Source organism: Nostoc sp. FACHB-152 (assembly GCF_014697475.1).
Lineage (GTDB): Bacteria > Cyanobacteriota > Cyanobacteriia > Cyanobacteriales > Nostocaceae > Nostoc_B.
This window is the reverse complement of sequence record NZ_JACJRV010000044.1, coordinates 33,623-54,691: the sequence shown is the minus strand read 5'-3', so window position 1 is coordinate 54,691 and position 21,069 is coordinate 33,623. Positions and strand designations below refer to the sequence as shown.

Sequence of the window (21,069 nt, the reverse complement as noted above, 5' to 3'; positions counted from 1 at the left end):
TCAAATAAACCTGAAGGAGTTTATATGAACAAAGGTGAATTGGTCGATGCAGTGGCAGAAAAAGCTAGTGTGACCAAAAAGCAAGCAGATGCAGTATTAACTGCTGCTTTAGAAACCATTATTGAAGCGGTTTCCTCTGGCGATAAAGTCACATTGGTGGGGTTTGGTTCCTTTGAGTCACGGGAACGTAAAGCTCGTGAAGGTCGTAACCCCAAAACAAATGAGAAAATGGAAATTCCGGCAACCAAAGTGCCTGCTTTCTCTGCTGGTAAACTCTTTAGAGAAAGAGTGGCACCCCCAAAATCTTAAGTTTTGTTTTCGGGATTTTTATTTTGATGCAGCAACCAGCACACGGGGGAAATTTAGCCTGGGCAGCAGCACTGGCTGGCTGCCCTCGTGATGCTATTCTTGATTTTTCGGCTAGCATCAGTCCTTTAGGGCCACCGGATAGTGCGATCGCTGCGATTAAGTCCCAAATTGATAGTTTGAAGCACTATCCCCAGCCAGAATACCGTGAACTGAGACTCGCTCTCAGTCACTTCCATCAATTACCACCAGAGTGGATTCTGCCGGGTAATGGTTCAGCAGAATTATTAACTTTGGTGGGTAGGGAATTAGCAGCATTATCTGCAACAGTCTTGCTTACTCCAGCCTTTGGTGACTACTACCGAACCCTAGCGGCCTATAACGCTAAAGTCCTGGAGTTACCTATTAATTTCAGTCCTTTGTCATTTGTCAATAGTCATTTGTTAATCAACAATGACACGAGTCTGAATGTTGGCAGCCAACGTTTAGAAATTCAAGGACAAAGGACAAGTGACAAAGGACTACTTTTAAACAATCCACACAACCCAACAGGGAAATTATTTTCACGGCAGGAAATTTTACCACTGTTAGAAGAGTTTGCCTTGGTGGTGGTGGATGAAGCGTTTATGGATTTTTTACCACCTGATGAAGAACAAAGCTTAATTGGGGTGGTGCAGGAACATAAAAATTTAGTCGTATTGCGATCGCTCACAAAATTTTACAGTCTGCCGGGGCTGAGACTGGGATACGCGATCGCTCACCCTGATTACCTATCGCGGTGGCAGGCGTGGCGTGATCCTTGGCCTGTCAACAATCTGGCTGCGGCGGCTGCAATTGCAGTAATTAGCGATCGCAATTTTCAAAATCAAACCTGGCAATGGCTACCACCTACACGAAACCAACTGTTTCAAGGTTTAGCGGCCATTGACGGATTGCAGCCTTATACTAGTGCTGCGAACTTTTTACTGGTGGAAACACAACAGTCTAGTTCGCAGTTACAGCAAAAATTACTTCAACACCATCAGATTTTAATTCGGGATTGCCTGAGCTTTAAAGAATTAGGCGATCGCTTCTTTCGGGTGGCGGTGCGTTCTGTGTCTGATAACCAGCTTTTATTAAACGCACTGCAAACATTAGTCTAAAATTGATAGTTCGTAGTTTTGCTGCTTGTAGAGACGAGATGATGAACGTCTCTACAATTAACTAATGACAAATGACAAATGACTAATGACTATTGACTACGATGTCGTGATTATTGGCGGCAGCCTTGCCGGACGCTATGCTGCTTTAGCTGCAACCAAACTGTATGCCAAAGTTGCCTTAGTAGAACCACAAATAAATTACGGGTTTATTTATCATCAAACGTTTAGCGAAATCGCTAATATCTTAAAGTCTTTCAAAGATGCTGCTGGCTTTGGTATTCATACTTCTCATACCGATATTGCCGAAAAATGCCACGTATCTGTCGCATGGCAAGAGGCAATGCAATATGCTTACGGAGTTGCTGAAAATATTCATGAAATTAATTCCCCTGCTACACTAGCTGCACTTGGAGTTGATGTGATTGTTGGCCGGGGTGAATTTCAATCTAAACCAAATTTAGCATTTGCTGTTTATGACAACGACAGCAAATCTTCAGATTCCCAATCAAATTTTTCTTCGCAAACTAATATTCTCCGCTTGCTACGCGGAAGGACTTATTTACTAGCTAGTGGTTCCAGTCCAACAATTCCTAATATTGACGGCTTACAAGCCACTGGTTATCTCACCTTAAATAATATTTGGCAATATCTCACCCAACCCACAATCCCCCAAAATTGGGTAATTATTGGCGGTATTCCTCAAAGTATTGAAATAGCGCAAACTTTAGCCCGTTTAGGTTGTACTGTCACATTAGTAGTTAAATATCCTTATATTCTCCCCAATATTGATCCAGAAATTGCCCAGTTACTTCAAGCCCAATTAGAAGTTGATGGTGTGCGCGTTCTGGCTCAAACACTCACCACTCAAGTCAGACAAATTGATGATAAAAAGTGGATTCAAGCCGGAGATAAAGCTATTGAAACTGATGAAATTCTGGTTGCAACTGGACAAACACCAAATTTTGCATCTTTAAATTTGGCAGCCGTAGGTGTCAAATGGTATAAGCATCGCTTAGTAGTCAATAATAAACTGCAAACTACAAACAAACGCATTTATGCTTGTGGTGATGTGATTGGTGGTTATGAGTTCGCTAACATTGCTAATTATGAAGCCAGGATTGCGTTAAATAATGCTCTTTTCTTCCCCAGATTAAATGTTAATTATCAGCATATTCCTTGGGGAATATTTACTCACCCAATGTTGGCACGAGTGGGTTTAACGGAGGAGCAGGCAAACAAGTTTTATCACCATAAAGTTATAGTTTTACGACAGTATTTTAAATCTCTAACATCAGCCCAAATTCAAAGCGAAACTACAGGTATTTGTAAATTAATTGTGTTACGCAATGGTGATATTATTGGGGCTACTATTTTAGGAGCAACAACAGCAGAATTAATTAATTTAATTGCTTTCGCTATGGTACAAAAAATTAAAGTCAAAGATTTAGCGAATTTAGCTCCTGTCTATCCTAGCTTCTCAGAAATTTTGGTACAAACTGCACAAACATGGCATCAGCAAAGATTAAAGAGCAATTCAAATTTGCAAGATAGATTAGAAGGCTTCTTCCATGTTCGACGGAATTGGAATTTGTGAATATACCAGTATAGTAGGGTGCGTTGTTGTGCAGCGCAACGCACCATCGTAATATTATGCATATGGTGCGTTAGCCTACGGCATAACACGCCACTACATTTACTACGTTTACAACCGAATAATATCAACTACCTCAGTGCATAATCTGGTTGATATTCCACCAACTCAATTTCATTGCCATCCGGGTCATTGACATAAATTCTGTGTTTAGTTTCTGGTGCTGTGAGGGTGTAATATTCAATGCCTTCACTATCTAGCAATTTTTGCATAGCTTCGCCATTCTTAATTACAAAGCCAACGTGATTAATGCCAATACTTTCGTATGCTTGATGCACTCGATTTTGCTCTGAATAATCATTCAAAGTGAGATAAAATTGGTCATTACCAAAATGCATCCAACGGCTACCGTTGTATATACCTTCCGCACGCACATACCAGTCAGGAAACAAAGTTTGATAGAATTTCTGGCTGAGGTCAATATTTTTGCAACCAAGGTTCAGATGTTCAAAGCGAAGGAAGTTCATAATTCGCTCCTTTAATTTGAAATAGAATTAGTAGAAAAAACTAGAAATTAAGCGCAATACAAGTACACTCCTCAACACTGCTTTAACCTAAAGCAATATCTAAAAACATCATGACTACAAAGCCCAACATCACACCAAAGGTTCCTGCTTTTTCTAAACCTTGACGATGAGATTCAGGGATAATTTCATCACTTTTATCTAATCCTTTAGATAAATCATACTCGAAATGACTATGAGTTGCAAGTTACTGTGATCAAAAAATCATAGGCTATTTACACCCAGACTAACTCCGGAGACGAAAAATCAAGGGTTTAGACTAGGGCGCAGAGGTATATGGGTGTAGGGTGTGAGTGAGCGAAACCCTTACCAGCACCTGACTTCGGCTCATCTTGTCGCTGACTCTTCCAAATTTGATTATGGGTATCTATAGGCAAGAACCTGATTCTTGGAATTTCGCTTGGCTTTAAGCATGGCTTGATTTGCTCGACTCAGCAATTCCTTAACTGTGATCCCCGGCTCTGATACTGCTATTCCAAAAGACACGGTGATACTTTCTAAGGTTTGCTCACCATCTTTTAGTTCCATTTGAGAAACATCTACCCTAAGTTGCTCTACTCGTTCACGCAGCTTTTCTAGCGTTACATTAGGCATAACAATTACAAATTCGTCGCCTCCCCATCTACAAGGAATGTCAAAGGAACGAATTGAATTTAACAACAGTTTTCCTAATGCCTTGAGGACAATATTGGCAGTCAAATGCCCATAACGTGAGTTGTAAGATTTGAAGTTATCGATATCAAGAAAAACAAGCCCAAGAGATTGCCCTAAGCGTTGAGCCTCCGCTAACCTCTGCTCAGTTATAGTTTGCATATAGGTAGAATTGAATAGTTGGGTCAACCCATCTCGCAAGTTGTCATGGGTTAGCCGTTGTTTTATCAAGAGATTATTTAATGCAAAGGCTAAATATCTAGCAATTACCTCAGCAATTTGTTGTTGTTCTGAGTCTATTTCTTCAGGGGAATGGATATGTAAAAATCCCACTACTTCAACTTGTCCTAACAATGGGACACATAAATGTGCGCCGTTCACAGGCTGTCTTATGTGGTTGCAAACCAGTCCTGGGTGATGAGGCGATAACAAGTTTAATTTACCTCTCCGCAATGCCCAACAATCGGATTGAGAAAATATTTCTTTACTTTCTTTTTCGCCTCCCCAAAAACTCTTCGTCTCAACATAATGTTTGGAGTTAGCAATTATGTTGATACAACCACTCATATTAGAAAAAAGCTTAGAACAGGTTAAAGCAACCACTTGATATACTTCATCTTCAGACTCGCAGGTATACAGCATATTAGCCATGTCTGATAGATATGTAAGTTGCTGATTTTTAGAGTCTAATGTTAGAGTTTTTTGTTCTAGCTGCCGACTTAGATCCGCAATCACTCGCTGTGCTTCTACAGTTTCGGTAATATCTATGCTAATCCCACCGATGCGTCGCTCGCCTGTGGTAGGGTCGCTGAATGGAAATTTAAACGATAGCCAATAGTTTGGCTGTTCATTATTTGCTGTCTTTACCTCTTCAATCAACTTCAATGGGCGTAGAGTTTTCAAAACGATTTGATCATTTTCCATGACCAGTCGCCCTTGTTCTGGGTCTGGCAAGATTTCACTATCTTTTTTTCCTAACCATTCTTGTGGGCCGACCAAAAATTTAGACTGGATTTCTTGGTTGTAGTAAAGTATTCTCGATTGCTCATCTTTGATATAGGCTCCAAACGGGCCTTGATTTAAAAAGAGCTGTAACATTTGCTGGCTACGTTGAAGTTCGCGTGCATCTGCTTGAAATTTGGCAATTACTTCTATAATCTGAGAAGTAGTTGGCATCAACCACAGTAAGGTGGATAAAGAAACAAACGCCATGATGTCGATTACGCCTAAGTGCATTGAGGAAATGGGCGTATGTGACTCAAACATCATCAAAAAGTGATGAAATCCGCAAAAGAATATAAATGCACCTGATAAGAAAAAGGCTAACCAAAATTTAGAAGGAATGGTTGCCTTAGTTTTGCTAAATAAAGCTGCTATTACTATAGGAATACAAAAGTATGAAAATGCAGTGATGCCATGAGCAATTATAGAATTCCAGTAAGTAATTTCCATTTGCTATTTTATATATATAAAATTATTAAAAATAAATATATTATACTTACATAATTGGTTAATTACTTGACTCATCTATGTTTATTTATCATCAAATTTTGAACAAGGTTAAGCATATGCGGTGAAATAAAAGTATCTCACCAATTCGTCTTTGTTATATCTCTTGTTGTACTAAAAACCTATCTACACACAGATAGATTTTATTTTTATTAATATTTATAGATAAAGTTTAGCCAAAATAAGTTCCTGTGTAAGTATAGCGATATCTGCCAAGATAGGCTGGTAGAAAAGAAGTCACAACAATTAGTATTGCAGCTATGGCGGTAAATTTGTCTTCAATAATATTGATCTGACAGGGTGAAGAGTATTTTTTATAAAAAATCGTAGGCATAAACAGCCTACGATTTTTATGATTAGTCAGCAATAGTTTATATAACTTTACGAAGCCTATTTTTGGAGAAATGTTAATACTTTAATTATGCCGATGAACGAGAGTTGCACTAGCTTGATCTACAGGCATGAGTATGACTTCGTTAATATTTACATGGGGCGATCGCGTGGTGCAAAATAAGATGACATCAGCGATATCATCAGGCGTTAAGGGTTTTACGTCTTGATAAACCCGCTTGGCGCGTTCAGCGTCACCATGAAAACGCACTTCACTAAATTCTGTTTCCACCATTCCAGGATCAACGGAAGTGATACGTACTGGAGTCCCTAAAAGGTCTTGTTTCAAGCCTTCAGATATGGCTTTCACCGCCGCTTTGGTGGCACAGTAGACATTACCGCCAGGATAAGTTTGATGTCCGGCTATGGAACCAATATTTACCACATGACCGCGACCACGATTTACCATTCCGGGAACGACATAGCGGGTGAGGTAGAGTAAACCCTTGATATTGGTATCAATCATTTCTTCCCAGTCTTGAAAGTCGCCTTCGTGCAATTTATCTAAACCGCGACTCAAACCAGCGTTATTGATGAGAATGTCTATATTAGACCAGTCAGGAGGTAGGTTAGCAATAACAGATTCTACCGCAGGGCGATCGCGCACATCCAACTGTAACAAATGAGTTGCTGTCCCAAACTCTTTATTTAGATTATCTGCTAGCTGCTGCAACCGTTCTAGCCGTCGCGCTGCCAAAATCAACTTTGCACCAGCACCAGCAAAGACTTTAGCGCAAGCAGTACCAATTCCACTGCTTGCACCAGTAACCAAAACGATTTGATTTTGTAGGGAAATCATTGTTAGTCAAGAGTCAATAGTCCAGTGTTAATTGTCCAATAATTCTGAACTATTGATATAGCTCTTTGAATAGGAAGTAGGGAATGGTGAGTGGGGAGTAGGGGATAGGAAAAAAGCCCCCGTTCCCTTCTAACAAAATGAAGCATAAAGACTGAAATTTCATACTTCATACTAGCCTGCGGCAAGCCACCCAAAGGGTGTCTACATACTTCACACTTTATTTGACTACTTGCAAACGCTGAGTCACCATTGCCATACCTTCACCCCGAACAATCACTGCTGAAATCCAATGGCTACCAGGAGTTGAGGGGGCGCGTCCTACTTTAAATAATCCGCCGGAGTTGAGTAATTGTAATTCTACAGGTGAGGGATTGAGATATTTTTCAACTTTAACGGGTTCTTCTATGGCTGTTCCTAGCAGAAAATCATCCCCTAAAGGTTCTTTAACAATCGCATCAAAACTATACTGCTGTCCGACTTTCACTTGCTGGGGTAATTTCATATCAATTTGGGGTGGCTGTTTCCCAGAAGTAATGAGGGTGCGTTCCGATAAGATGTCTTGACGGACGATTTTTCCGCCTGTAACTCGTTGGCGGGATGTAATCGTAGCATTGAGCGCGTAACTATTAGTGTTAGCAGATGGCAAACTGGAAATATTTGTCACTGTTGTTGCAATGATGGCATTACCTTCAGATTTCCAATCTTGCAGCTTTGTACTATATCGCAGTTGCGGATATTGTTTCCAAAGTGTCACCAAAGCTTTCTCTAGATTTGGGCGGTTTAACCCATCCCCATTTGTAAAATTAGGGCTATAAAATTGGAGGACGGCTTTGGCATTGCCTTTACTAGCAGCTGTATCAATTTGCGTTAGTAAATTATTCAGGTCTGCGGGTGGATTTTGGGCTGGAGCAGCTTGCACACCGTGTAAACTACTAGTTAAGCCCAGTGTTAGCAGGCATAATAAGAGCCAACTGTTAGTGGCAAATTTTGGTTGCCGTTTTAATAATGCCGCAATAATGTTAGTCATTGGTAACAGTTTACTGATTTTATTCATGAGTGTGGGGAAATTGTTTTATCTTAATGAAGCTAGGCGCTAAACGGTAGAGGTTTGATGACAAACGCACCGATAAAATTACTTATAGCTGCCAGTGGTACTGGTGGACACTTGTTTCCAGCGATCGCACTGGCAGAAAAACTGCCAGACTATGAAATCGAATGGTTGGGTGTCCCAAATCGACTAGAAACGCAACTTGTTCCCAAACAGTATCCCTTGAATACTATTCCAGTTGAAGGGTTCCAGCAAGGGTTCGGTCTTGCATCTGTTCGGATTTTGGGTAAACTCATTGGTTCGATTATAGAAGTTAGACGACTTCTCAAACGGGGAAAATTTCAGGGTGTATTTACTACAGGCGGATATATTGCTGGGCCTGCGGTAATTGCGGCGCGTTCTTTAGGTTTACCTGTAGTTTTTCACGAATCTAATGCTTTACCAGGAAAAGTAACTCGGTTTTTTGGCCCTTGGTGCAATGCAATGGCGTTGGGGTTTGATGCGGCAACTAAGTATTTACCCCGTGCCAAATGTGTTTGCGTTGGTACACCAGTGCGATCGCAATTTTTAGATACGGAACCACCATCACTGGATTTATCGATTCCTGATGGTGTGCCGTTAATTGTAGTATTTGGTGGAAGTCAAGGTGCAGTTGCTATTAATAAACTAGTACGTCAGGCGGCGACAGCTTGGTTAGATGCTGGTGCTTATATCGTCCATTTAACAGGCGATCGCGATCCCGATGCCGGTATTTTTAAACATCCGCAATATATAGAGTTACCCTTTTATGACAATATGGCTGCACTGTTGCGACGTGCAGCTTTAGCAATTAGTCGTTCTGGTGCTGGTAGCTTAACAGAATTAGCGGTGTGTGGCACACCAGCAATTTTGATCCCTTACCCCTTTGCGGCGGAAGATCATCAATCTTATAACGCAGAGGTATTTACTAAAGTTGGTGCAGCAATTACTGATAAACAATCAGAGTTAACAGCCGAAATATTGCAAACTCAGGTTTTACAGTTGTTGCAAAATCCAACCGAGTTAACAAAAATGGGAGAAAATGCGAAAGCGATCGCAGTTCCTGATAGTGCTGATAAGTTAGCCTCTCTAGTAAGAGAAGTAATAGAAAGCTAAAATCCAAATGCAAAAAATTATTAACAGACGTGAAATTTCGCGTCTTTTTTTATATTTGATTAATTAGCCCACAATTTTATCTAGGCCTTTGTCTATGTAGATCACGTAATTGCTCTATTATGTAATCTTCTAGTTCTTGTTTTTCTCTGCTACTGGCCTTGCGTTGATATGTTCTGCCTGTTTCTTGAATAAACTTACGTTTTTCTAGTTGAGAACCTTTAGATTTACTTCCCCCTTGCTTGAGGTTGTTTTCTAATTCTTCCCAGGTTTGTTCGCCTATAGATTCACCAAGCTTTTGCAATGCTTGAGGTAGTAGTTGTTTTGCCTCTGTTTTAAAATCTTCTTCGGTTTCCAGAGCGTCTAAATCTACACTACTAAAATCAATAGTAATTGGAAATTTACTCATTAAATTTCTAATTGTAATAACTTACCAATTATTGCATAAAGACATAATTATTCAAGCTATAGCAATCCTACTTAATTTACCAACTAGTCGTGGAGGCAGGCAATAGGCAATAGATTTGTTTGGATATCCTACACGGTTTGCTATGTTAGTTTTTCACACGAAACCAATTTTATGCTAATCATGACCATTAAAATTGCAAAACCTTGATTTTGCTAAAAAATCAAGGTTTTTATCCCTTACTAATGAATTACAATCGCTATACATTTTTGATGCTCGAATAACTAGAGGCTGATATGGGCAAATTTGCTGAAGAAGATTTACCAGACATAATCAGCACATTAATCCTAGATAATTTTGAAGATGGCGGTTGAATCTACACAAAGATACAGTTAATATAATCATGTTTATGCGGATTATATTTGCGCCAAATCACGTATAAGCAAAGTTTTAGAATAAATGTAAGCAGTTAAATTGCTAGTCTCTTCATGATTAAGGGTTGTTTTGCTCTCAATCTGTCTTAACAATAGCTTGACTAAATCTGTATCATTGAGTCCCAGAAGCGTGCTGCTTTGAGTTTGCTCTACTACAGACCAGAACTGACGTAAGATTGTGGAATTGATCAGGTTGATGTTCATTACTCTGTTTCCTGTGGAGGAAAATGTATTAGGGTGTTTGAGAATCTAAAGAAAATATTAAATTAAAAAGACTAGTTAAAAACTCAAATATTACAAAAGCTTATTAAATGTATGTAGATTTATATGTTCGATTAACTTTATTAATGGAAACAAGGTCAGCTTTTGTCAGATTGCATGGTATATGGTGGTTTGAGTGCGATCGCCTGTTCCCAAAACTGTGATACTTTTCTTTACAAAGCCTCAGCCTGTATAGATTTTGAGAAATCCGAAATTACCAGGACTGCACTCGCAAAGCAGCCCATCAATACTATTTAGTTGTTTTCAACACCAGCAGGCTTCTCGTTGAGCAATTCTGAGTCTACTTCGGTTATTGTTTTGTTGAGGTAAACAGCGCGTTCATCGACAGCGCGTATCCACTCAACAGGAAACCAGTGGTGTTGTCCATCTGGAGAACTGTGCTTTGTTAATTTGAAATACTTATCCCCTTGAATAGAATCGATATTTCCAATGTGGGTGTCAGATACGCCTGCTAAACCACCAGGTCCTTCTGCATAGACTGGCATATTTTCGTAAATTTGTGATATGTCCATAATTAATTTCCTCATTAAATCCATCAAAAGTCTGACTCAATTTTTACTGAATTGCTTTTTTGCTGAGTAGACTAAGTTACACTCCAAGATACGTTGAATACTAAAGAATGTGCTTCGTTCTACAGACATATGAGATGGTTTTAAAAGTAAGCTTTAGGTAAGATATTTATGAAGTTAGAAGTTTTGTTTAACTTGAATTAACAAGCTTTTTATTAATAATACTGATCGCGTAGTAAATCTTAAAAATTATAGAACTTTAGCAATAAAAAATTTTAAAGGCTATTAACAGTTTACTATTTATTACCAAACTCAGATTTATATATGAGACAAACAAAAATTTTTTGGTTCATCTTGGAAATCTTACTTTGGGTAGTTTTTGGAGCCTTGATTGGCGGGTTGGGCGCATCAATTGTAAACTACACCTCGGTAATATCAGTTATTGGGTATAGGGCTGTTATTGTGTCTGTGGTTGGATTAGTGGTTAGTTTAATTGGGCTAGCGATCGCATCATTGGTTAGGTCTAAAAATATCATGAGGTGGGTAATATTGGGGTCAATTACTGGCTCAAGTATGGGATTTCAAACTGGAATTTTAATTGGTGGCTATCCTCAAAGAAGCCAAGCTGATTTATCTTTTATAACTTTTGCTTCGATTGGTTTAATCATCAGTGCGATATTAAGAATATTAATGGGAGTAGGGATTTGTAAATATCGCCAGCGTTGACTATAAATAATTGCTTACTTAGGAAAATTTCAAGCATTTATTTCTAGCTATACCTTACCCAAATGTCTGCAATTTCTTCATTACTAAAAAGCAGTGTACATCTGTACGCGCCTAGAGTCGATTCAAAAATCCTCCCTACTGCCTTCGCGGAAATTGTCAAAACCCTCTATATTAACGATCGCATCGTCATATGTCTTGAAGTTATGAAAAAATTCCTGAAATATTTCAGTTTAGGGCTAATATCTACACTTTTATCAGCCGCACCTAGTTTTGGAGCCGAGCGCATTAGCTTTTTTTATGCTCCATTCGGAGAATTTTCGTTATCTACCAAGTCCTTAGAGACTTTTGCTAAAGAAGGTAAAATTACTAGTGATTTAGAACTATATGCCAGAAGAGCTACGCCTGAACAACTAGCGCAACTACGGCAATTACTGCAACAGCGTTTTAATGTTACGCCTACTTTAGTATCCCAGTTTACTTATTCACCGATAGGTGAACAGGTGGTACGGCGTTTAGGAGAATTACTATTAACTGAAGCTCACCAAAATGGTTTTTATGCCCTGCGGGGTGCATTGATTATAGCTGCTAATGATCCCCAAGGATTAACTGTTGTCAATATAATACGTAGGTTTCCTTCTGCAACTATTCGCCTGAACTTTACAGAGGGAGTCAAAATAGTTAATAACCTATCAGAATTGCTCAAAGATAGGGATGCTGTGGTTGCATATTTGCGACAACAAGCACTCTTGGGAACTATAACGACTGCAAACATCGACTTTTCTCAAAAGCCAGATTTACGCCAGCCAGGAAAATTTAGTTTTGAAAAAGTCTATTTTGAGCTAAATGACGTTAAACGCTCTCGCCGTCTACCTGTAGATGTTTATATTCCACAAGCAAAAACCCAAGGCTCAAATAATCAGCCTGCGTCTCCTTTTCCTTTAATTGTAATTTCTCATGGTTTAGCTTCAGACCGCTATGCTTTGGCCTACCTAGCTCAACATTTAGCTTCCTATGGCTTTGCGGTTGCAGCTTTAGACCATCCTGGTAGTAATTCCCAACGCTTTCAACAATACTTTGCAGGTTTAGCAGGGCCACCAGAACCTAGAGAATTTATCGACCGACCTTTAGATGTTAAGTATGTACTTGATGAACTCCAACGTTTAGCAACCGTCAATGCTTCCCTCAAAGGAAAAATAAACTTTCAGCAAGTTGGCGCAATTGGACATTCCTTTGGTGGCTACACTGTTTTGACTTTAGCAGGAGCCAAACTTAACTTTGCTCAACTGCGTCGAGATTGTTATCCCAATAGATCCTTAAACTTGTCTCTATTGTTGCAATGTCAAGCATCTGAGTTAGCACCAAAAGATTATTCACTGCAAGACAGCCGAATTAAGGCTGTCATGGCTATTAATCCAATTAACAGTTCCGTATTAGGTCAAAGTGGCCTCAGCCAAATTAAAGTTCCTGCAATGTTGGTGACGGGTAGCCAAGATATTTTTGCCCCAGCCATCCCAGAACAGATTCGCCCCTTTACTTGGCTTACTGATACTAACAAGTATCTACTTTTAATTCAAAATGCTACACATTTTACGGCTCTGGAAGAATCTACTCCTTCAGGTAATGTGTTACCCGTACCGTCGGGATTGCTCGGACCTGAACCGACAGTAGCTTATTCTTATTTGAAAGCTTTTAGTGTGGCTTTTTTAGAAAGTAATTTACTTAACAATCCTGAATACCAGGTTTATTTGCAACCAGCTTATGCCCAATATGTTAGTCAAAACCCTTTAAATCTCAGCCTGCTAACTTCTCTAACTACAGAGCAATTTACACAAGCATTAAAAAATGATCCTAAACAGAAATAAAATAAACTTTAATAGTTTTTGGCTGAAGAATAAGCTGCGATTGATGGTTTCTAACTTCACACTTTCTTGACTAAAGTCAGAGTTAAATTCATTAGTATTTGACAGCAATTCTTCACTAATTTTTGCTATTGCCCTGATAGCTGGGCTTCCTGATGCGTCAATAGCCGCAATGATTACTATTTTTAATAAAATATCATTTTCATAGCGACATTTGGCAATTAAACTATTAGCCAGGCGACGAGTTTTTAGAGTTTTATTGCTCCCCATAAATTTAAGATAATCACTAGATTGCATTACCTGATTTATCTCTAATGTTTCTAAATATTTGAGATACCCTCGCCAATAGCTACCATCTTCAACTGAGTAACTATTCACTGTTTCTGGCCCAATATGAGAGTTCAATCCATCATTGAGGAGGTCATGATTCAAATCTTGAAAACTCATTGCCAAGTCTGTGAGGTAAGGAAGCAAACTTAGCCTCTGAATAGGGTCTATACCGCTATTTGTTAAAACCTGAAAAAATTTTAACTGTAAAAATTTATTTTCTTGGTTTTTAATATATTTTATAATGTCTTTCATTAGTTAATTTAATGTCTGCAAGTATAGCAGTCTTAAATCAAATTTAATTCAAACAAATCTATTTCCTCTTATGAGGAAGAAGTTTGTAAATCTAATAGGATTGCTATACTTAAGTATTTATTATTGCATATTGTTAATATAAAACTCTCTCAGGATAAATATCAACTATTTTTGCGTGTCTTTATATAATTTTTACACTGCTACTTAAGCATTTACGTAACTAAATAATGAACATCAAGTAACCAAATACAGCGTTTATCGGTTTACAGTACATTTAGATAGAGGCTAGGGGTTAGAGGCACTGAGGACTATACCTCATTGGGATGAAAACTGCTGTAAAACAAGATACCCTACTTCTTTGATAAGTCGGGTATCTAAGCAAACGCACTTTTTTCGATTAAAGTTGAGTACCCACTACTCAGTACTTTAGCTATAGGTGGCCTTGATTAACATTTAAACAAAACCAGAAATATCCTATCTAGGAAAATATATTGACAGCTAATAACAGCACTTTACTTAAAAGCGATCGCATCGTTGAAAATAGTGAAATACTAGTCACTAATACGATACAAATATTAGGATATCTGACAGTATCGCGCCAATAAAAATGGCATTTTTTGCCTCTATAGCAACCCGTGTAGGAGAGCCAAACACATTTGTTGCAAGAGTGCCTATTGCTTGCCTCCATGACTAGTTTGTAAATTAAGTAAAATTCTTAGATTCCTATCTATTGATTCAAATTAATCAGATTAAGAAGGACGGCTGGGAGTGTTCGTAATCTAAATCTAGTAAATCTACTGACGACAATCTAGCCGCAAATGTTCCTGAATCTGTATGGCTTTGATAAATCAGATATGGCGGGTGATTGATATATCCAACCGTCATTGATTGTCAAGAAGTGAAGATATTTATCTAGTAGTATTCATAAAACTTATTTTCCAAAATATTCCCTATATATATATAAACTTTGTTAACAACTATTAAGAAATTCTTATGAAAAAATGTGGCAGGTACTTGATTAAATTGTTAAGGTATGTGTAGCAAGCTTGCTAATTAACACTCTGAATATAAAAGAGGTAAAAAGTATTAGCCATATCCATACAGCCCATTGGTTGAAGTATGGATTTGCAATCTGGAATAAGAAACATCAATCTCATTTTTCAAGACTTAGTTTCCTCTAAGTTAAATGAGGAGCAATGAATTGTTTTACCTGCGGTAAACGAATAGCTGTAATTGTGTCTATCAACAAAAAAACCTGCGGTAAGACTTAAATTTTAGAGGTGAAAACCGATGAAGATTCAAGGTAACATTGCTCTAATTACAGGGGCATCTCGTGGTATTGGTAAAGCGATCGCTTTAGCTTTAGCACAACAGGGTATGAAAAGGCTAATCTTAATAGCACGCGACCATCAAAAGTTAGCCCAAGTCGCCCAAGAAATCGAAGCGATGGGTGCAGAAGCCGTAATCATGTCAGTAGATTTAACTCGCGCCACGGAAGTAAATATTGCTGTAGCGCAACTATGGCGCAATCATGGCCCAATTCATCTACTAGTAAACTGTGCAGGAGTTGCATATCAAACTTCATTCTTGCGTTCTAAACTTCCCCAAGTGCAAGAAGAACTCTCAGTAAATTTATTGGGGATGTATACCCTCACCAGTCTGATTGCCCGACGTATGGCTAGCCAAAGACAAGGAACAATTGTTAATGTCTCTAGCTTAATGGGGAAAGTCGCTGCACCGACGATGGCAACATATTCAGCTACAAAGTTTGCCATCTTAGGATTTACCCAAGCCTTGCGTCAAGAACTAGCCCAGTACAATATTCAAGTCCAAGCCTTATTACCTTCCCTCACCGACACAGATATGGTGCGGAACTTGCAACTATTCCGTTGGGTAATTCCCATGACACCCCAACAAGTAGCACAAGCATTAATTGCTGGACTGCAAAGTGATAGACCAGAAATTTTAGTCGGATGGCAAAGCCATTTAGCAGTGTGGTGTCAACGCCTTGCCCCTTGGTTGTTAGAGTTGATTTTAAAAATCGCCGCACCGCCAGGCCTAAACCAGCATCTGGCAGAAAAACCAAGTTTATTGAGCAGAATTAATCGTTTCTGTGATGTTGTGCTATTTAGAAATGTGATTCCGTTGGTATCTGCACGTAAGTCTTAAGAGATTCTGGGGGGCGATCGCCTACCGCAACAATAAAGATACAGTATGAGGGATGAAAAGTTTTATTCCTCATACTTTATGCAATCTTTTCCTGCTACCCTCCCACCAGAAATTATTGATGGCTTACCAAATATATCTGGATGGGAAAAAGAGGTTCTCTCGGTAGTCAACCACAATCAGCAGGTTTTTTTACCCTCAACCAATCTCAAGTTAGAGGATGTCAATGCAGTATTTGCGATCGCATTACATATGCACCAGCCAACCATCCCCGCAGGTTATGGTGGCGAACTGATCAGCAATCTGCAATATATGTTTGAACATCCCCACGAAGGCGATAACCACAACGCCGGGCCGTTTGCTTATTGCTATAGTCGCATGGGCGATTTCATTCCCGAATTAGTCAGCCAAGGCTGCAACCCCCGCATCATGTTAGATTACTCTGGCAATTTGTTGTGGGGATTGCGCCAAATGGGACGCAACGACATCCTCGACAACCTCAAACGTATTACTTGCGATCCTGCTTATCAGCCTTACGTCGAGTGGTTGGGAACTATGTGGAGTCATACTGTAGTCCCTTCCACACCAATACCCGATATTAAATTGCACATTATCGCTTGGCAACAACATTTTGCCGCGATTTTCGGTTGGGAAGCCTTGGCGCGAGTCAAAGGCTTTTCACCACCAGAAATGCACCTACCAAATCATCCTGATACTCTGTTTGAATTTGTCAAATCGCTTAAAGAATGCGGCTATCGCTGGTTGCTTGTACAAGAACATTCTGTAGAAACAATTAACGGCGAATCTCTCGCTGACAAACATCTACCACACCGTTTAATCGCTCGTAATTCCCAAGGTGAAACAATTAGTATTACAGCCTTAATTAAAACTCAAGGTTCAGATACAAAATTAGTTGCTCAAATGCAACCTTACTACGAAGCTAAAACTCTCTCAAAACAACAACTAAGGAATGTCTTAATTCCACCAATAGTCAGTCAAATTGGTGATGGTGAAAATGGCGGCGTAATGATGAATGAATTTCCCAGTGCTTTTAAACAAGCTTGGTGGGATATGGTAAATAATGGCGGTGGCAAATCCGGCGTTGTAGGGATGTGTGGCACAGAATATTTAGAGTTAATCGAAGCCGCAGGCTGCAACCCACAAGATTATCCTGCCTGTCAACCAATAGGCCAACATCAAATTTGGCAACGAGTTGCACCAGATAATTCTCAGCCGGAAGCTGTAGAAAAGGCTATCCAAGAATTAAAACAAATAAACCCTAACTTTCATATGGACGGAGCCTCATGGACTAATCATATCAGTTGGGTCAAAGGATATGAAAATGTGTTGTCTCCCATGAATCAACTTAGCAGTTTATTTCATGAAAAAGTAGATAAATTACTTCTATCTGATGCAACTAAAGCCATTACAAAACAATCTCAATACCGCCAAACATTACTCTATAACTTATTACTGCAAACTAGCTGTTTTCGTTATTGGGGACAAGGTACTTGGACAGACTATGCCAGAGAAATTTATCAACGAGGCGAAACTTTGTTACAAGCTAATTTCCTAAATTGTGTCTAGTAATTCAAAATCCAAACTACAGTATGGTGGGTATTATAATGTCCACCATTTAAAATTTTTTTAAGTAGATTCTAATTTCTACAATATTGGCCTTTATACCAACGGCAAAAGTATTTCAAATTCTGTCCCAACTCCTACCTGCGATCGGAAATTTAATTTACCGCCATGTCTAGCTGTAATAATGCGGTAACTAACCGCTAAACTCGTTTCAACATCAGCCCGTTTCTCTACAGAAAAAGATTCGATAATTTGCTTTTGTAATTTTTCAGACATTCCTAAGCCATTGTCAACAATGCTAATACAAACCCAGCGAGAATCTAAGGTATTGAGTTGAGTAGGTGCTTGAGAAATAACTGCTGTACTAATAACAATTATAGGTTTTTCACTGTGATGATTATATTCTTGCTGAAACTGCTGTCTTACTGCTTCATCTAGTAAACCATCTACAGAGTAACTTAAAATATTCATTAATACTTGATGAAATTGTCCTGTAAAGCAAGAGACTGGTGGAATTTTGCCGTACTTTTTAATAATCTCAATATCACCTTTTACCCGACTATTAAGTAATAAAACAATTCCATCTATACAAGCATTAATATCTACTGGCTTAGGATAAATTTCATCAATATGACAGAAATTTTGTAAACTAGTGACGAGTTTTTTCAATCTTTCTGCACCACTGCGGGCGCTTGCCAAAGCTTTTAATAAATCTTCTTCTAAAAAATCAAATTCAATTTCTTCTTTAAAATGATTAATTGTGGCTGACTCTTGAGGTAAATCTTGAGAGTAAGTAGATATTAACTTGAGTAAGTCTTGACTGTAATTAGATATATAAGTTAAGTTGCCCCAAATAAAACCTACGGGGTCTAAAATTTCATGGGCGATCCCATCAACTAAACGTCCTAGACGTGCCATTTTATCATTTTGAATCATTTGGGCTTGGCTGCGTTCGTAGCGTACCTGCGTTTCAATGCCACGAATTTGCCAAGCAGCGAGATTTAAGTCATGAATATCTAATAATTTATATGTATTAGCTGCTGTTTGGACTACGACAGGTTCCGCAAAAAGTTCTGGCGATCGCTTGAGGGTATGTTGCATGGCTGTTAAAATCGTCGTCGTTTCCGGTAGCAACAAAATTCCTGTTCGCGCGTAGCTATAAAGAATACCTAAGGTAGCTTTAGCAAATAACTCTTGCCCGTAAGGACGAATCAAAAATTCTGCTAGTCGCCGCCGTGAAATCATCCCTCTATATTCTCTGCCTTCCAGTAAAATCACTCCTGGTAACAGTGGATATTTTTCTAAATAATTCGCCACTTCTGCCCCAGAACAATTAATATTTACCCCAAATTCATACATGGGAAGTTCTTGGAGGTTTGACTCTAGGCTGAGGTCGCGATCGCTAGATATAGAGAAAACTGGCGGTGAGATGAGAGGAATAATTTCTTCTGACACTGGCAACCCTGATATATACAAAGGCTAACAAGCAATAAGCTGATATTTTATACCCTAACCATTTCTGCTTGCTTAATAGCGGCAGAAACAGAGATTAACTAACAATAACAAATCTGATTATTTTCCACGGCAGCTTTCACAATGCTTTAGAGTATTCTAAATAATCCTTTCTAAAAACTTACTAAAATAATTCCCAATTGGTATTGCAGTTGGCAAATTTTTATAGTAAAAATCAACTACATCTGATGCCCACTTTGCCAAAAATACAGCAAGCAACAGGTTTGAAAGTTTATTGGTACATAGCTTTTCTGGAAATTTGGATCTTATTCACTGCAATCTGCTGTAGTTTATTTAAATCATCTAAGCAACATAAAGCGATCCCCAAATGTTTAAAAAGTGTGAATCCTTTATGAAAATGCACTGAAATTAACCCGTTAATTTGTTAATTACAGTAAGTATAAACATCAGGTAATTAAACCTCACCTTAGCCTATGACCCCTAACCTAGAATTCGGAACAATTTCGGAAATTAGCCAATCTCAAACATAGGTGATATCAGTAAATGCACTCAGGTAAAATGACTATAATAAAACACAGGGAGGCTAATCAGCGATTAAGCAAGTCTAAGAGCTAAACATACAACAGATTTCAGCTAAACGAGGTACAAATTTTCTTCAACAAGCCTATATCAAAAGCCTTTCAACACTGTTCCCTGCTGTAATTCTGGTTATGTAAATGATATTTGATAGCCCATACATAATTTTGATCCCCCTGCTCGATAGAATGACTAGGCATAACCTCAAAACTTTAAACCGCTTTTGACTGCGACACCCATGAATCAACTGAGCAATGGTTTTACTATATTTCTGAGTCTGCTAGTCGAAGCGATGCCGTTTTTGCTGCTGGGGGTTTTATTCTCTAGTTTGCTGCTGTTTTTTGTTGATGAGCGCAAATTAGTCGAAAAAATGCCTACAAACCCACTATTGGGTGCTTTAGTTGGCAGTCTAGTTGGCTTTTTATTTCCGGTGTGTGAGTGTGGCAATGTGCCAGTAGCGCGGCGATTGCTGATTCAGGGCGTACCCACATCTGTAGCGATTGGTTTTTTACTAGCAGCACCAACGATTAACCCCATAGTAATTTGGGCAACTTGGACGGCGTTTCGCGATCAGCCAGAGATAGTAATTTTACGAGTCGTATTTTCCCTAACAATTGCTACCATTATTGGCTTTATCTTCAGTTTTCAAAAGGACTTGAGTCCGATAGTTCAACCGGCGATCGCTCGTTATATGAAGTTTAATCCACCAGCCAAAGTGGAACCTCAACGCCGGGGAAAACGTTACCAAATCCAACAGGAACCAACTACACCCAACTTGTTGCAATCGGGTACTTATATTTTGGGAGGTAAAGCAGGTATACCCACCCGTTTAGATGGCAATGTATCACCTGTAGATGATCCATTCGCCAACCCTAATAAACCATTGGCTGCTAAACTGCGGCTGTTGGTAGATAATACTGTCCAAGAATTGCGGGAACTGGGAGGAGTGATAGTGATTGGCAGTGCGATCGCAGCTGCAATCCAAGTTTTGGCCCCGCGCGATTTAATCCTCAGTCTCGGTGCTGGCCCTATTACTTCCATCATCGTCATGCTGGTTTTGGCAGCAGTCGTCTCGATTTGTTCTACAGTCGATTCCTTCTTCGCTTTGTCCTTTGCTTCAGCATTTAGTAGCGGCTCTTTGTTAGCATTTTTAGTATTTGGCCCAATGATCGACATCAAAAGCGTTGGGTTGATGTTATCTATTCTGAAACCCAGGGCAATTTTTTATCTCTTTGCCTTAGCCGCACAATTGACATTCCTGTTCACAATTTTTATTAACTTGCACGTTTTGTAAATTAGTCAATGGTCAATGGTCAAGGGT

General features: G+C 39.0%; 20 protein-coding genes. 9 read left to right on the top strand and 11 right to left on the bottom strand.

The genetic code is table 11. From position 1 onward, the window contains the following. Positions 1–24: 24 nt before the first annotated feature. From H6G76_RS23405 to H6G76_RS23395, 3 genes are all read left to right on the top strand, one after another. Entirely contained in the window at positions 25–309 is a 285-nt protein-coding gene (locus H6G76_RS23405) for an HU family DNA-binding protein (RefSeq protein WP_015111786.1), read from the top strand. A 26-nt stretch (positions 310–335) separates the two neighbouring features. Next, the gene (cobD, locus tag H6G76_RS23400) at positions 336–1,448 is read left to right on the top strand and encodes a threonine-phosphate decarboxylase CobD (RefSeq protein WP_190706264.1); all 1,113 of its coding nucleotides are present in this window, start codon (positions 336–338) and stop codon (positions 1,446–1,448) included. 85 nt (positions 1,449–1,533) lie between these two features. Then, on the top strand, positions 1,534–3,042 hold the full coding sequence (locus H6G76_RS23395; protein WP_190706262.1) for an NAD(P)/FAD-dependent oxidoreductase: 1,509 nt from the start codon (positions 1,534–1,536) through the stop codon (positions 3,040–3,042). A gap of 128 nt (positions 3,043–3,170) precedes the next feature. Here the strand turns inward: H6G76_RS23395 and H6G76_RS23390 are convergent, their stop codons facing one another. The 5 genes from H6G76_RS23390 to H6G76_RS23370 form a co-directional block, all read right to left on the bottom strand. Next, entirely contained in the window at positions 3,171–3,566 is a 396-nt protein-coding gene (locus tag H6G76_RS23390; protein WP_190706259.1) for a VOC family protein, read from the bottom strand. 414 nt (positions 3,567–3,980) lie between these two features. Beyond that, a complete protein-coding gene (locus H6G76_RS23385; protein ID WP_190706256.1) occupies positions 3,981–5,726 on the bottom strand; it encodes a diguanylate cyclase in 1,746 nt (581 codons plus the stop codon). A gap of 229 nt (positions 5,727–5,955) precedes the next feature. Then, positions 5,956–6,117: a hypothetical protein gene (locus tag H6G76_RS23380; protein WP_190706247.1), complete on the bottom strand. Its 162-nt coding sequence runs from the start codon at positions 6,115–6,117 to the stop codon at positions 5,956–5,958. Positions 6,118–6,198: 81 nt separating this feature from the next. Further along, the gene (locus H6G76_RS23375; RefSeq protein WP_190706244.1) at positions 6,199–6,972 is read right to left on the bottom strand and encodes an SDR family oxidoreductase; all 774 of its coding nucleotides are present in this window, start codon (positions 6,970–6,972) and stop codon (positions 6,199–6,201) included. Positions 6,973–7,189: 217 nt separating this feature from the next. Beyond that, the gene (locus tag H6G76_RS23370; RefSeq protein WP_190706241.1) at positions 7,190–7,999 is read right to left on the bottom strand and encodes a nuclear transport factor 2 family protein; all 810 of its coding nucleotides are present in this window, start codon (positions 7,997–7,999) and stop codon (positions 7,190–7,192) included. 84 nt (positions 8,000–8,083) lie between these two features. Between H6G76_RS23370 and murG the strand changes: the two genes are divergently transcribed. Beyond that, a complete protein-coding gene (gene murG / locus H6G76_RS23365; protein ID WP_190706238.1) occupies positions 8,084–9,154 on the top strand; it encodes an undecaprenyldiphospho-muramoylpentapeptide beta-N-acetylglucosaminyltransferase in 1,071 nt (356 codons plus the stop codon). 76 nt (positions 9,155–9,230) lie between these two features. On the opposite strand, the gene H6G76_RS23360 is transcribed toward murG, so the two are convergent. The 3 genes from H6G76_RS23360 to H6G76_RS23350 form a co-directional block, all read right to left on the bottom strand. Beyond that, complete coding sequence (locus tag H6G76_RS23360) at positions 9,231–9,560, bottom strand: hypothetical protein (protein ID WP_190706236.1); 330 nt, start codon at positions 9,558–9,560, stop codon at positions 9,231–9,233. Positions 9,561–9,973: 413 nt separating this feature from the next. Then, positions 9,974–10,195 (bottom strand): hypothetical protein, encoded by a 222-nt coding sequence (locus H6G76_RS23355; RefSeq protein WP_190706233.1) that lies wholly within the window; start codon positions 10,193–10,195, stop codon positions 9,974–9,976. A gap of 311 nt (positions 10,196–10,506) precedes the next feature. Next, positions 10,507–10,785, bottom strand: a complete 279-nt coding sequence (locus H6G76_RS23350) for a DUF2171 domain-containing protein (protein WP_190706230.1) — start codon at positions 10,783–10,785, stop codon at positions 10,507–10,509. A gap of 321 nt (positions 10,786–11,106) precedes the next feature. Between H6G76_RS23350 and H6G76_RS23345 the strand changes: the two genes are divergently transcribed. Then, positions 11,107–11,508 (top strand): hypothetical protein, encoded by a 402-nt coding sequence (locus H6G76_RS23345; RefSeq protein ID WP_190706227.1) that lies wholly within the window; start codon positions 11,107–11,109, stop codon positions 11,506–11,508. A gap of 203 nt (positions 11,509–11,711) precedes the next feature. Beyond that, positions 11,712–13,370: an alpha/beta hydrolase gene (locus tag H6G76_RS23340; RefSeq protein WP_190706287.1), complete on the top strand. Its 1,659-nt coding sequence runs from the start codon at positions 11,712–11,714 to the stop codon at positions 13,368–13,370. Here H6G76_RS23340 and H6G76_RS23335 read toward each other — a convergent pair. Beyond that, the gene (locus H6G76_RS23335) at positions 13,344–13,949 is read right to left on the bottom strand and encodes a hypothetical protein (RefSeq protein WP_190706224.1); all 606 of its coding nucleotides are present in this window, start codon (positions 13,947–13,949) and stop codon (positions 13,344–13,346) included. The genes H6G76_RS23340 and H6G76_RS23335 overlap by 27 nt on opposite strands. Before the next feature lie 744 nt (positions 13,950–14,693). Beyond that, on the bottom strand, positions 14,694–14,834 hold the full coding sequence (locus tag H6G76_RS23330) for a hypothetical protein (protein WP_190706221.1): 141 nt from the start codon (positions 14,832–14,834) through the stop codon (positions 14,694–14,696). 405 nt (positions 14,835–15,239) lie between these two features. Here H6G76_RS23330 and H6G76_RS23325 point away from each other — a divergent pair, with 405 nt between their 5' ends. Both H6G76_RS23325 and H6G76_RS23320 read left to right on the top strand, forming a co-directional pair. Beyond that, complete coding sequence (locus tag H6G76_RS23325; RefSeq protein ID WP_190706218.1) at positions 15,240–16,118, top strand: SDR family oxidoreductase; 879 nt, start codon at positions 15,240–15,242, stop codon at positions 16,116–16,118. 78 nt (positions 16,119–16,196) lie between these two features. After that, the gene (locus tag H6G76_RS23320) at positions 16,197–17,702 is read left to right on the top strand and encodes a glycosyl hydrolase family 57 (protein WP_190706215.1); all 1,506 of its coding nucleotides are present in this window, start codon (positions 16,197–16,199) and stop codon (positions 17,700–17,702) included. A gap of 93 nt (positions 17,703–17,795) precedes the next feature. On the opposite strand, the gene H6G76_RS23315 is transcribed toward H6G76_RS23320, so the two are convergent. After that, positions 17,796–19,154, bottom strand: coding sequence for a sensor histidine kinase (locus H6G76_RS23315; RefSeq protein WP_190706212.1), 1,359 nt, complete (start codon positions 19,152–19,154; stop codon positions 17,796–17,798). A gap of 832 nt (positions 19,155–19,986) precedes the next feature. On the opposite strand from H6G76_RS23315, the gene H6G76_RS23310 reads away from it, so the two are divergent. After that, positions 19,987–21,042 (top strand): permease, encoded by a 1,056-nt coding sequence (locus H6G76_RS23310; RefSeq protein ID WP_190706285.1) that lies wholly within the window; start codon positions 19,987–19,989, stop codon positions 21,040–21,042. Positions 21,043–21,069 lie beyond the last annotated feature (27 nt).